The organism is Ventosimonas gracilis, from assembly GCF_001580025.1.
In the GTDB taxonomy this organism is placed as follows: domain Bacteria; phylum Pseudomonadota; class Gammaproteobacteria; order Pseudomonadales; family Pseudomonadaceae; genus Ventosimonas; species Ventosimonas gracilis.
The window spans coordinates 1-12490 of the sequence record NZ_LSZO01000005.1 but is presented as its reverse complement, the minus strand read 5'-3'; the positions used below and the strand labels follow the sequence as shown (position 1 = coordinate 12490).

At 57.0% G+C, this 12490-nt stretch carries 11 protein-coding genes; 7 read left to right on the top strand and 4 right to left on the bottom strand.

All coding sequences use genetic code 11. The features are described 5' to 3' along the window. Positions 1 to 103: 103 nt before the first annotated feature. Positions 104 to 1225, bottom strand: a complete 1122-nt coding sequence (locus tag AXE65_RS00375) for an efflux RND transporter periplasmic adaptor subunit (protein WP_068386405.1) — start codon at positions 1223 to 1225, stop codon at positions 104 to 106. Positions 1226 to 1416: 191 nt separating this feature from the next. Here AXE65_RS00375 and dusA point away from each other — a divergent pair, with 191 nt between their 5' ends. From dusA to AXE65_RS00360, 3 genes are all read left to right on the top strand, one after another. After that, entirely contained in the window at positions 1417 to 2406 is a 990-nt protein-coding gene (gene dusA, locus AXE65_RS00370) for a tRNA dihydrouridine(20/20a) synthase DusA (RefSeq protein ID WP_068386403.1), read from the top strand. Positions 2407 to 2458: 52 nt separating this feature from the next. Then, a complete protein-coding gene (tal, locus tag AXE65_RS00365) occupies positions 2459 to 3379 on the top strand; it encodes a transaldolase (RefSeq protein WP_068386400.1) in 921 nt (306 codons plus the stop codon). A gap of 85 nt (positions 3380 to 3464) precedes the next feature. Beyond that, positions 3465 to 4358, top strand: a complete 894-nt coding sequence (locus tag AXE65_RS00360) for an NAD(+) kinase (protein ID WP_068386398.1) — start codon at positions 3465 to 3467, stop codon at positions 4356 to 4358. Positions 4359 to 4467: 109 nt separating this feature from the next. Here AXE65_RS00360 and AXE65_RS00355 read toward each other — a convergent pair whose 3' ends face one another. The 3 genes from AXE65_RS00355 to AXE65_RS00345 all read right to left on the bottom strand — a co-directional run bounded on the left by AXE65_RS00355 (position 4468) and on the right by AXE65_RS00345 (position 8764). Next, entirely contained in the window at positions 4468 to 5289 is an 822-nt protein-coding gene (locus AXE65_RS00355; RefSeq protein WP_068386396.1) for an ankyrin repeat domain-containing protein, read from the bottom strand. A gap of 237 nt (positions 5290 to 5526) precedes the next feature. Then, a complete protein-coding gene (locus tag AXE65_RS00350) occupies positions 5527 to 6690 on the bottom strand; it encodes an NAD(P)/FAD-dependent oxidoreductase (RefSeq protein ID WP_068386393.1) in 1164 nt (387 codons plus the stop codon). A gap of 37 nt (positions 6691 to 6727) precedes the next feature. After that, positions 6728 to 8764 (bottom strand): NADH:flavin oxidoreductase, encoded by a 2037-nt coding sequence (locus tag AXE65_RS00345; RefSeq protein WP_068386471.1) that lies wholly within the window; start codon positions 8762 to 8764, stop codon positions 6728 to 6730. A 163-nt stretch (positions 8765 to 8927) separates the two neighbouring features. On the opposite strand from AXE65_RS00345, the gene AXE65_RS00340 reads away from it, so the two are divergent. The 4 genes from AXE65_RS00340 to AXE65_RS00325 form a co-directional block, all read left to right on the top strand. Then, positions 8928 to 9776, top strand: a complete 849-nt coding sequence (locus AXE65_RS00340) for a glycine betaine ABC transporter substrate-binding protein (RefSeq protein ID WP_079213971.1) — start codon at positions 8928 to 8930, stop codon at positions 9774 to 9776. Positions 9777 to 9870: 94 nt separating this feature from the next. Then, positions 9871 to 10881 carry an Ldh family oxidoreductase gene (locus AXE65_RS00335; protein ID WP_068386390.1) on the top strand — a complete coding sequence of 337 codons (1011 nt, stop codon included), beginning with the start codon at positions 9871 to 9873 and terminating at the stop codon, positions 10879 to 10881. Next, complete coding sequence (locus tag AXE65_RS00330) at positions 10878 to 11531, top strand: GntR family transcriptional regulator (RefSeq protein ID WP_068386387.1); 654 nt, start codon at positions 10878 to 10880, stop codon at positions 11529 to 11531. The genes AXE65_RS00335 and AXE65_RS00330 overlap by 4 nt, the downstream gene beginning before the upstream one ends. 10 nt (positions 11532 to 11541) lie before the next feature. Then, on the top strand, positions 11542 to 12490 hold a 949-nt coding region (locus AXE65_RS00325), incomplete at its 3' end, for a GMC family oxidoreductase N-terminal domain-containing protein (RefSeq protein WP_193393224.1).

The following is a 12490-nucleotide window of genomic DNA, read 5'->3' as shown; positions in this document are numbered from 1 at the left end:
TAAGGGATTATTGAGTGGCCATTGATCGCGCAAGTTTTCGCTGTTAGGTTTCAAGTAAAAATAATCAACGGACAGTGCAAAATATAACAATGACTTCGCGCACTTAATGCGCGGCTTCAGACAATTTCAGTGCATTATCTTCAGCAATGGCGACCCGTGCGCCGTTATCGAGTTTTAATTGACCGCTGCTGACCACTTGTTCACCGGCGTTAAGCCCTTTGACAATGACGACTTTGCCACCACGTCGTGCACCGGTTTCAACAAAACGCCGTTCTACGGTCAGTGTTTGTTCAGCCTCTGTATTTTCGGCGGGCTTTGCCACAATCACATAGACCGAATTACCGTACAGGCTGTAGGTTATGGCGGTTTCCGGCAGCACAATTCGCTGTGGTATTGCGGACAGCAGTACGTCCAAGTTGGCAAACATGCCTGGCAGCAGTTTTTCTTCAGGATTCGGCAAGCTGGCGCGTACCTGCACATTGCGCGTGGCTTCATCGACCTTGGGGCTGATGGCGGTGAGTGTCCCGCTAAACGACTGCCCTGGCCAAGCGGCGACCTCAAGCTGCACGCGTTGCCCAACGGCCAGTTGTGGCACAGCCTGTTCCGGCAGGAAGAAATCCACATAAAGCGTTGATAAATCCTGCAAAGTGGCAATGGACGTGCCTGCATTGAGAAAGTCCCCGACATCCACTTGGCGAATCCCGATGGTGCCCGCAAAGGGCGCAATGATGCGCTTTTTGGCGAGCAAGGCTTTCAATTGAGCCACCGTTGCGCTGTTTCGCTGCAACTGCGCCGACTGGCGGTCAAAGTCACTTTGCGAGGCGAGTTTTTTCTCCAAAAGCGTGCGTATCCGTTCAAATTCGACCCTGGACAGCCCCAAGTCCGCCTCAGCCGCTGCCAGTGTGGCGCGTTCGACCGCATCATCCAATTGCAACAATGGCTGGCCTTTACTGACTTTTTCGCCGGATTTAAACAACAGTTCGCGCACCGTTCCGGCCACTTCGGCAGTGAGATCGATACCTTGAGCGGCGGTCAAACTGCCGATGGCAGACAGGCGCTCCTGCCAAGGCTGTTGTTCGGCAAGCGCCATAGAAACCGCAATAGGCGGACGCGGCGCAGTAAATTGCGCAATCTGTTGCTGGATGGATTTGACTTTATAGATCGCAAGCCCCGCTACCACAGCGATTACCAGTAATAACATCAACAACATACGGCGTAGCAACATGGCGCTATTCTCCCTTGATGACCAATAACAAAACTTATCCACCAGCGACAGATTGACTTAAAAGCAGGCAGGCGGCTGCGATAATGCACCGCTTGTCCCACAAACTCAACGACTTGCGCCGCAGATAGGGGTTGTTGTGGTTCAATCCCCGTGTATAAAGCCCCGCCTCCCATCAGACCGTATCAACCCTTATGAATAACCGTAAAAATCCAGAAAAATCAGTGGATTTTAGAATTTGCATTGCCCCTATGCTCGATTGGACGGACAGCCATTGCCGTTATTTCCACCGTTTGCTGAGCCAAAAGGTGCGTTTGTATACCGAGATGGTGACTTGCAATGCGTTGTTGCATGGGGATGCGGCGCGCTATTTGCGGTTTTCCGTGCAAGAGCATCCACTGGCTTTGCAGTTGGGGGGCAGCGAGCCTCGGCTGTTGGCTCAGTGTGCGAAGTTGGCGGCAGACTTTGGCTATGACGAGGTGAATTTAAATTGCGGCTGCCCCAGTGAGCGGGTGCAGCGCGGCAGTTTTGGCGCTTGTTTGATGGAGAACCCCAAGCGGGTTGCCGATGGTTTTAAGGCGATGCAGGATGCGGTCGATATTCCCGTTAGTATCAAGCATCGGATTGGTTTAGATAAAAATGAAAGCTACGCTTTTGTCCGTGATTTTGTCGGTACTTTGTTTGAGGCCGGTTGCCGTCATTTTATTGTGCATGCGCGTAACGCTTGGCTGGGCGGGCTGTCGCCGAAGGAAAACCGCGAAATTCCCCCGCTGCGCCATGAAGTGGTCTGGCAGCTTAAGCGCGATTTTGCGGATGGCTGCATCGTGATTAACGGCGGTATTCAAACGGATGAGCGGATACAGGCGCAGTTGCAGAAGGTCGATGGCGTGATGATAGGCCGCGCGGCTTACCACTACCCTTGGTGGTTGGCTTCGTTCGATGAAAAGTATTACCGCGAGCCGCCTTCTAATATCACGCGCGAGCAGGTCGAGGCGCAGATGGTGCGTTACATGGAGCGCGAGCGCCTTGAGCACGGCACGCCTTGGCACGCCATTGCGCGGCATATGCTGGGATTGCGGCATGGGCTAAAGGGTGCGCGGCGCTGGCGGCAGGTTTGGAGCGACCATCGTTTGAAGTCACTGCCGCCCGATGAGGTCGCGCGTTTGGCCGCCGCGCACCATTGAACCGCCGCGTGTTGGGCGCTAAGGTTGCGTCTCTTTTATCCAAGTTAAAAACATGCCTTCCAAGCTGCAACAACTTAAAGCGCTCACCACGGTTGTCGCCGATACCGGTGATATGCAGGCGATTGTCCGTTTAAAACCGGTCGATGCGACGACCAATCCTTCGCTACTGCTTAAAGCGGCCGCCTTGCCGCGCTATGCAGATCTACTTGCGGCCGCGAAAAGCACGGCCAAAACCGACTTATTGCTGGCCTGCGACCAGTTTGCCGTCGCGGTCGGCAAGGAAGTTTTAAGTGTGATTCCCGGGCGAATTTCTACCGAGGTAGACGCGCGGCTGTCCTTTGACCAACAGGCCACGCTAAGCCGTGCGCAGCGTTTGCTGGAGCTTTACCAAGACGAAGGGATTGATCCTGCACGCGTGCTGATAAAAATCGCCGCCACTTGGGAAGGCATTCGCGCCGCACAGATGCTGGAAAAGCGGGGCATACAAACCAATCTCACGCTGCTGTTTGGCTTTGCTCAAGCCGTTGCTTGCGCCGATGCGGGGGTGTTTTTGATTTCGCCTTTTGTCGGGCGGATTTATGACTGGCACAAAAAACAAAGCGGCGCGGATTTTACCGCCGAAGACGACCCCGGCGTGCAGTCCGTCAAGCGTATCTACCAATACTACAAAGCGCACCAATACCCGACCGTGGTGATGGGCGCAAGCTTTCGCCATATCGGCCAGATTGAGCAACTGGCCGGTTGCGACCGTTTAACCATCAGCCCGGAACTGCTGCAACAACTGGCGGACGAGCAAGGCGTGCTGGAACGCAAACTGTCCCCCAAGGCAAACGCCGAAGCCCTTCAACAGTTAAACGAAAGCAGCTTTCGCTGGCAACTGAATGAAGACGCAATGGCCACGGAAAAACTCGCCGAAGGCATCCGCCTGTTTGCTCGTGACCAGCAGAGGCTTGAAGCCTTGCTCGCGACTTGATGGATTGAAGTCATCATGAGGGTCTGATTTGCCGCGCTCTTGCGTATTGCCCATAATCTAAACCTTTCCCTAGGCGGGCAGGGCTATGAAATCGTTTCGCACTATCGGCATTATCGGGCGCTTGGGCAGCGCCAAAGCGCTGGATACGGTGCGCCGCTTAAAGCGGTTTCTGCTTGGCCAATCCTTGCAAGTGATTTTGGAAGACAGTCTCGCCGAAGCGCTGCCTGGGCACGGTTTGCAGGTTTGCTCCTGGCGCACGCTGGGTGAGGCGTGCGATTTGGTGATTGTGGTCGGCGGTGACGGCAGCCTGCTGGGCGCGGCGCGTGCGCTGGTGGCAAGCGGCGTGCCGCTGCTCGGTATCAATCGCGGCACTTTGGGTTTTTTAACCGATATTCCGCCGGATGCGCTGGAAGAGCCTATTCGTGAAGTGCTCGCCGGTCTCTACCATATGGAAACGCGCTTTCTGCTGGAGGCCGAAGTGCGCCGGGGTGACGAGATGCTCGGGCAGGGCGATGCGCTGAATGACTTGGTGCTGCACCCCGGCAAATCGACCAAGATGATTGAATTTGAACTGTTTATCGACGGGCAGTTTGTCTGCAATCAAAAGGCTGATGGTCTGATTGTCGCCACCCCTACCGGTTCGACCGCTTATTCACTGTCGGCGGGCGGCCCGATCATGCACCCGAAGCTCGATGCCATCGTGGTGGTGCCGATGTACCCGCACACGCTGTCCAGTCGACCGATTGTGATTGACGGCGGCAGCGAGCTAAAAATAGTGGTCGCGCAAAACCTCTCGATTTATCCGCAGGTTTCCTGTGACGGGCAGAATCATTTTTCCTGCGCCCCGGGGGATGCCATCCATGTGCGTAAAAAGGCGCAGAAACTACGCCTGTTACATCCACTATCCCACAACTATTACGAAGTCTGCCGCAGCAAGTTGGGCTGGGGCGGGCACAATCGGAACAATCGCGCTGATTAGTCTTTCGACCAGCCCAGGCGAAAAGTGCGCCCGCTCTGCGCGCCTTGCACGCTTTTTATATAACCCAATGCTGCCTCAGCGGCAGGCAGCGCCTTGTGGCCAATGATTTTCATGGTTTGTCTCTTGTTTCGCGTTCCAGTTCTACGCCTTGTTCGACCAGCCAGGCTTCAACCCTTGCTTTCCTTTCACGGCCTCGCTGTGAGCGAGCAGAGTCTTGCATCCTGTTCATGTAAGTCTGGATGGTCGTACCCCGTCCAGTCACCGCGCGTGGGTCGGCTCCGGCTTCCAGCAGTACCAGTACACGTTCCAGGTTATTGATCATGGCGGCTTGGTGGATGGGCCGCTCCCCTTCCAGATCCTCGGCATTCACATCGGCTCCTGCTGCGATCAATGCACGGAACTGCGGCTCGCGATCGGCCATGATGGCAGTGAACAGCGGGGTCTGCCCATTTTTCGGGTTGCGCAGATCCGGGCTGACAGCGGCGGCCAATAAAGCTTCCATCGCTTTGGGGTCTTCCGCCCAAGCGGCAAAATGCATGATCGTCTCGCCGTCGTCATCAGCCATTGCCGGATCCGCGCCCGCTTCCAGCAACGCCAGCATACCGTCGATGCTGCGGTGTAAAAATGCCCATTCCAGCAGGCTGGTGTTCTGATCTCCACGCGCATTGACGTCCACACCTTGACGCACCAACGCCTGAATCACCCGTTTGTTGCCCTTGGCTGCCGCATCTGCCAGCTGTGCCACTGCGGGATCTCCATAGACCTCAATTGCGGTGACTTTCTTTGCCATTGTCCCATCACCATTTCTAGCGCAAGCGGAAAGCGTCACCATCATGCCGATGGCGATAACGCCCAGATATAAAAATGTATCCTGTAACAGGCGGACACCCATCCCGATCAGACGCGATTTTGAGCCTCGCGAGGCGGACATGCGCCCGCTCATGAAGCAGTCATGTTGCGATTGTGTTCCATCCTGTGTGCGGTGATTTCCATCATGGGTATCCACTCCTTAAGCATTTGATGGCACCGCTACCGGCGGTGCATTCAGCCGTGCGGAAACAGGCTAGCACAGCCAGTTTCGGTGCAGCAAAGGATGAGAGTGACATGGTGTTGCAAAACCCGCGTAGCGCACGACAAAAATATTGAGCAGTACGCGGGTAGCGAAGGATTAAATAATCCCTCGCTCCGGCAGAGGCTTGCCGTCTACCACACGCTGCCAGCCAAGGCGGGTTAAATCCAGCGTTTCATAACGACCTTTTAGCAGCAGTTCGGCCAGTGCCAATCCGCTGCCGGGTGCGTGCATCAGGCCGTGACCGGAAAAACCGGCGAGCAGGTGGAAGTTGCCAAGGCCGTCCGCTCCCGGGCCGATAATCGGATTGCCGTCGAAATCGTTTTGGTCGTACAACCCAGGTAAGGTGTTTTTGCAGCGGGTGGCTTCAAACTGCGGAAAGCGGTGCGCCAGCGCAGGCCAGACCACACGCTCAAAATAATCGTGGTCGGCGGCAAAGTTGTAGCCGCGTGGTTCGTGCAGCGTCGGCACGCCGCCCGAATAGCCGATGCCTTCCGGACGAAATGCCAGTTTTTCGGTGTCTTTTAAATAGGGCAGGGGCTCGATCGGGTCGGTGCATTCAAAATAGTGCTCAAAGCGGCGCAGCGGCTCGATGGGTACGCTAAAGCCGAGCATTGCGCACAGGTCTTTGGCCCAGGCTCCGGCGGCGTTGACGAACTGCTCGGCGCGGATGCTTGCACCGGATTTAAGCTGCGCTGAGCGTACTGCTGTGTCCGTGCGGGTAAAGCCGGTGACTTCATCGGCAACAAACAGTGCACCCAGTGCAATGGCTTTTTTGCGCAGCCCCATCAGTACGCTGTACGGATCCAGCCAGCCGTCATCGGGGGAATACACCGCCGCGCCAAGGTCTGCGACATTCATGGACGGGAACTTGGCCTTTAGCGCGTCCGGCTCCAGCCAGACGACGTTGCAGCCCATCGATTGTTCGGTATCGAAATTTTCCTTGAGCATGTCGCGCTGTGACGGCGGCACGATAAACAGGTAGCCGTTTTTCTTGAAGCCGATGTCGGCGGGCGTGCCGTCTATCGCCATCAGCTCGGGGAAGTCTTCAAAAAACGGGATGCTGAAATTCGACAGCGCGATGTTTTCCGGCAGCGAAAACAACCGCCTGACCCCGCCAGACGCGCGTGGGGTGGAGGCCAGTTGGTAGGTCGGGTCGCGTTCAATAACGGTCACCGAGACACTGCGGTCAAGACGGCACAAAAAATAAGCGAGTGCAGCACCGCAAGCGCCGCCACCGATGATAAGGATATTGGTTTTCATGGATTCTCCAGCTAAGGATGGTGAGGGTCTGTTTCCGTTAGAGCCGCGAAACCAGTCGCAGCGCGTCGTAAATGGCGGCGTGGGTGTTGCGGGCGGAGACGGCATCGCCGATACGAAACAGCAAAAAACGCCCGTTCGGGTTGCCTTGGCGCGTTTGTGGATGACCGGCAATCAGTTCGCGGTAATCGATTGCGCCCAGGTTGCGCGACAGCGGTTTGAGCGCGTGGTACAGCTCGTCATTGGGGCGGGTGCCGTGGTTGACGATGATTTGGTCGTGGCGCTGCTCTTTGCTCACGCCGCCGTAGTCGCTGCCTATTGTGGCTACCAGTGTATCGCCTTCGCGGCGCACGGCTTCGAGTAACCAGGTCACGGTGAAGCGCACGTCCTTGCACTGCAAGCTGCGCATGTAGGGCGTCAAGTTCATGGCCATCACTTCGGGGGCAAAGCTGCGGTCGCGGGTCATGATTTCAACCCGCGCACCGCTGGCGGCGATGATTTCGGCGGCCTGCAATCCGGCGTGGTCGCCTGCATCGTCGTAAATCAGCACGTTGCGGCCGGGCTTTAGGTCAGCGGAGATAATGTCCCAGGCTGAATGCACCCACTCGTTACCACTTTTAAGCACTTCGGTATGCGCCAATCCGCCGCTGGCGACTATGACCACGTCAGGGTTTTCCGCCAGCACGGTATCTTCCTCTGCCCAGCAGTTGTAGCGGATCACTACGCCGAGCGCCTCGCACTGCGCAAGCCGCCAGTCGGTGATGCCGAGCATTTCACGCCGCCTTGGGCTTTGTGCGCTGAGCAGGATTTGTCCACCGGCCTGTGCGGCGGCTTCCAGCACCAGCACCTGGTGTCCGCGTTCGCCCGCGACCCGCGCCGCTTCCAGTCCGGCAGGGCCTGCGCCGACAATCAGCACCTTTTTGCGTTGGGCGGCTTTATCAATCTGGTGCGGGACGGTTTCTTCGCGCCCCGACGATGGGTTGTGGATGCACAGTGCCATGCCGCCCTGGTAGATGCGGTCCAGGCAATAATTGGCACCCACGCAGGGGCGGATGTCCGCTTCGCGTTTTTCCAGAATTTTGCGCACGATGTGCGGGTCGGCCAGATGGGCGCGGGTCATTGAAATCATGTCAGCCTTGCCGCTGTCGATGGCATAGCGTGCGGTGGCGACATCCTGAATGCGCGTGGCGTGAAATACCGGAAATTTCGTGGTGGCGCGTACTTCCCCGGCCAAATCCAGAAAGGGCGCACTGGCCATACCCATAATCGGAATATTGTCGGTAAGTCCGGCGTCAGTCTCGATATGGCCTTTGCTGATATTCAAAAAATCGACCAGCCCGCTATCGCGCAAGCGGCGCGAAATTTCCAGCCCTTCGCCCTTTCCGTAACCGTCGGGGCTGGCTTCATCGGCGACGTAACGTATCCCCAAGATAAAGTCCGGACCTACCCGTGCGCGTATGGCAGCGAGCACTTGCAGCGAGAAACGCAGGCGGTTTTCCAGGCTGCCGCCGTATTCGTTGTCTAAGTGGTTACTCATCGGCGACCAAAATTGCGAAAGCAGATGGCCGAACGATTCCAGCTCGATACCGTCCACCCCTGCGGCTTTCATGCGCTCGGCAGCATCGGCAAAATCTTGCTGGATGCGCTCGATATCCCAGTCTTCAATCAGTTTGGGGAAAGCGCGGTGCGCCGGTTCACGCTCAAGCGTGGGCGCTACCGCCGGCAGCCAGTCGCCTTTGTCCCAGCGGGTGCGCCGACCCAAATGGGTAAGCTGAATCATTACCGCCGCGCCCTGCTCGTGGCAGGCATCGGTCAACTCGCGCATCCAGCGCACCACTTCATCTTTGTAGACCAGCAGATTGTTGAACACCGGCGGGCTGTCACGCGAAACGGCGGCAGACCCTGCCGTCATGGTCAGCGCAAGACCGGCTTTGGCACGTTCGACGTGATAGGCGCGGTAGCGTCCCTTGGGCATGCCGTCTTCCGGGTAGGCCGGTTCGTGCGCGGACAAAAACAGCCGGTTGCGCAAGCGCAGATGCTTGAGTGTAAAGGGCTGTAGCAGCGGATCATTGGTCATATGGGTCATGGCTGGGTCTCCTGTACGCCTTGGGGGCGATTTTTGTGCTTGTCAGGCATGCAATCAAATTTAATTTTATACAATTTATATTGATTGTATACTATGATTCGCCTGCACTCGATGCAAAAAAACGCACTGAAAAGACAATAAAAGGAGAGTTTCTATGCGTAACCTGTTGAAATACATGGCTATCATCGTCTTTGCCTTGGCAAGCAGCCTGGCCTTGGCGCAGCAAAAAACCATCAAGATGGGGTCAATGACCTGGGAGGACTCGCGCTCGGTAGCACTTGTCACCAAAAAATTTCTGGAAAAACAAGGCTATCCAGTAGAGCTAACGGTTTTTTCCGAATGGGGCATTGCCTATGCGGCTTTGCAAAAAGGGGACATCAACCTGTTTATTACCGCGACTGACTTTATCGCTGCCGACCACTGGAACCGCTATAAAAACCGACTGGAAAAAATCTCCACGGCTTATTTTGGGGTTTATCAATGTTTGGTCGTGCCGTCGTATATGGAGATTGATTCGATAGAGCAATTAAACAGCGTGGCAGATCAGGTACGCGGGCGGATTATCGGTGTGGAATCCGGCTCGGGCGTGATGCGCGAGGCCGAACAGGCCATTAAAGCCTATAGTCTTGATTACCAACTGATTAGTGGCAGCACAGCGGCAGCGGTAGCCGAATTGCGTGGTGCGATGGAGCGCAAACAGCCGATCGTTACCATGCTGTGGACGCCGTCCTGGATGATGCAGACCTTTGACGTGAAGTTTCTCAAAGACCCCAAAGGCATTTTTGCCCCGCCACAAGCCTATTACTGGGTTGCCCGTCGTGGTTTTTTGGGGGACGACGACCGCCGCTTGCGTCAATCGATTGCCACGGTACATCTCGGGATCGATGAGGTGGTTGCCATTACCGGTGAAATCAACGCGGGTAAAACCTTGGAAGAAGCGGTAGATGGCTGGTGGGACAGCCACCAGATGCGTATTGAACGCTGGACGGTGATGGCGGACTGAACGCTAGGGCGGTGCGCCGCGGCGCATCGCCCGTTAATGGAGCAGGTGCTTTCGTGATACGGTTTTATCGGTTTATTGCAAATGACGCTAACAAATGATCCGAAAACCCTTTAACCAAGTCGTTTCGCAGGTTGCGGCGCTACTGACGCGCTGCGGCTATGCAGCGCCTGCCGCGCAGCTATTGGCACACAACTGTGTATCGGCGCTGCGTGACGGCTGCGACCGAGCCGGACTGCACCGAGTGCAGGATTACATCCAGAGCCTTGCCAGCGGCTACGTCAACGGTGCGGCCAAACCCAAGATTGAAGACGTAGCACCGGGCTTTGTGCGAGTGGATGCCGATAACGGCTTTGCCCTTATCGCCCTGGCAGAGGTTTTTCAGCTCACCGTAGCCAAAGCCCGTGCCAATGGTGTGGCTGTGCTGGCCATCCGCAATGCGCACCACGCAGGTTCACTGGCGCTGGACGTAGAACCCTTTGCCGAGCAAGGACTGCTGGTGCTTTCTGTGGTCAACAGTATTCCGGTGGTTGCAGCGCCCGGCGGGCGGGTCGGTGTTTACGGCACCAATCCACTCGCCTTTGCCGCCCCGCGCAAAGATGCGCCGCCGCTGGTGGTTGATCAATCTTCTTCCACTTTAAGCTACAGCGACGTACTGGCCGCCGCCCGCGACGGGCAGAGGCTGCCCGAAGGCAGTGGGGTCGATAAAAACGGCAAGCCCAGCGGTGATGCGCAGGCGATATTGGATGGCGGTGCGCTTTCCTGTTTTGGCGGTTACAAAGGTGCCTCCATTGCACTGTTGGTCGAAATCTTTTGTGCCGCACTGGCCGGTGCGGATTTTTCCTTTGAAGTCAATCAAGGCAAGCCCGCCGGCGCTACCACGGCGCGTACCGGGCAGACCTTTATCCTGATTGACCCCGCCTGTGGCAGTGCACTTTCGCTATTTGGCGGGCGTATGGAGCAGTTGCTTGGCGCACTGCGTAAGGCCGGGCAAAGCCGCGTGCCCGGCGAGCGCAGGTTGCGCGCGCGCGCGAAAGCCGCTGGAGACGTACTGCTGGAAGCTGCGCAGTGGCAAGCGCTGCTGGAACAAAACGAGGCCAGTGCATGAACCGCAAACCCAACAAACGCGCCGCCCCCGATCTGGTCTGCGACGGCTTGCGCCACGCCATTTTGAGCGGTGAACTGGCGCAAGGCATGCCACTGCGCCAAGACCAATTGGCCGAACAATTTGGCACCAGCCGTATTCCGGTACGCGAGGCGCTGCGCCAACTGGAAGCCGAAGGGCTGGTACGCATTGAACCGAACAAAGGTGCCAGGGTGACTCCGCTATCGCTTGCCGATGTGCTGGAAATGCTGGAAATCCGCATTGCATTGGAATGCCATGCACTGCGCCTTGCCATCGCGCAAATGGTGGAGGAAGACTTTGCTTTGGCGGAGCAGATTTTGCGCCGCTACGACGCGCAAAGTGACCCGGATAGCTGGGCGCTGATGAACCGCCAATTTCATTGGGCGCTGTACACGCCTTGCCACAAACCGCGTTTACTTGCGCTGATTGATGCCAACAGCAAGCATTTTGACCGCTTTGTGCGTGGCCAGGTGTCGCGTGCCAGCGGCAAGGAGCGCCCGCAAAAAGAGCACTACCAACTGCTTGAACTGTGCCGCCAAGGCCAGACCGACAGCGCCTGTGCGCTCTTGGCTGCGCATATCGAACAAACCAAAAAATCCGTGCAGGCAAGCCAACGCCATTCGGCCAATTAAGGAGACCTTCTTGACGCAAGCCACTCATGTTGTCGATTACCTTATCGTCGGTGCCGGTTCCGCCGGTTGCGTGCTGGCCAATCGCTTAAGCAGCCATCCGGGTACCCGTGTCCTTTTGATAGAAGCCGGTGGCACGGATCGCTCGCCGATGATTGCCATGCCCGCCGCGCTGCCCTTTGTCTATCAGAACAAGCGATTGGGCTGGGGTTATCTTTCCGGTCCCGAGCCACATCTTGACGGACGCTTGATCGATGAAAAACGTGGCAAAGTCATCGGCGGCAGCTCATCTATCAACGCCATGATTTACAACCGTGGCAACCCGCTGGACTTTGAAGGCTGGGCGGCACTGGGACTGCCCGATTGGGGCTTTGCACAGTGCCTTCCCTACTTTCGCAAAATGGAAACCTTCGAGGGGGGTGCCAATGCCTTCCGTGGCGATAGCGGCCCGCTGTTCATCAGCCGCTGCCGCGCCGCGCACAAGCTGCACGACGCTTTTTTGCGCAGCGGCGAGCAGGCCGGATTTGCCTTCACGCTGGATCACAACGGCTTTCAACAAGAAGGGCTGCATATCGCGCAAGCCTTTATCGACCACGGCGTGCGAGCCTCCAGTGCTCGCGCTTACCTGCATCCGCTACGAAATCGCAGTAACTTGCAGGTGCTGACACGCGCGCAGGTGACCCGCGTGCTGATCGAAGACGTGATCGGAGACAGCGTAGCGTTCGGCGTTGAGCTGGCAACGGCCAAGGGTAAACGCACCGTGCTGGCTGAACGCGAAGTGATCCTCTGCGCCGGTGCCATCAACACGCCGCAACTATTGATGCTTTCAGGCGTTGGCGACCCCGACGCACTGCGCCAGCACGCGATCAGGGTGCTGTCAGTGATAAGTAATCTGTCCGCATCAGTAGCAAATGAACTGTCCGGTTTTACTGACCGCCGAGGAGGTGGTCATGAAACGGACG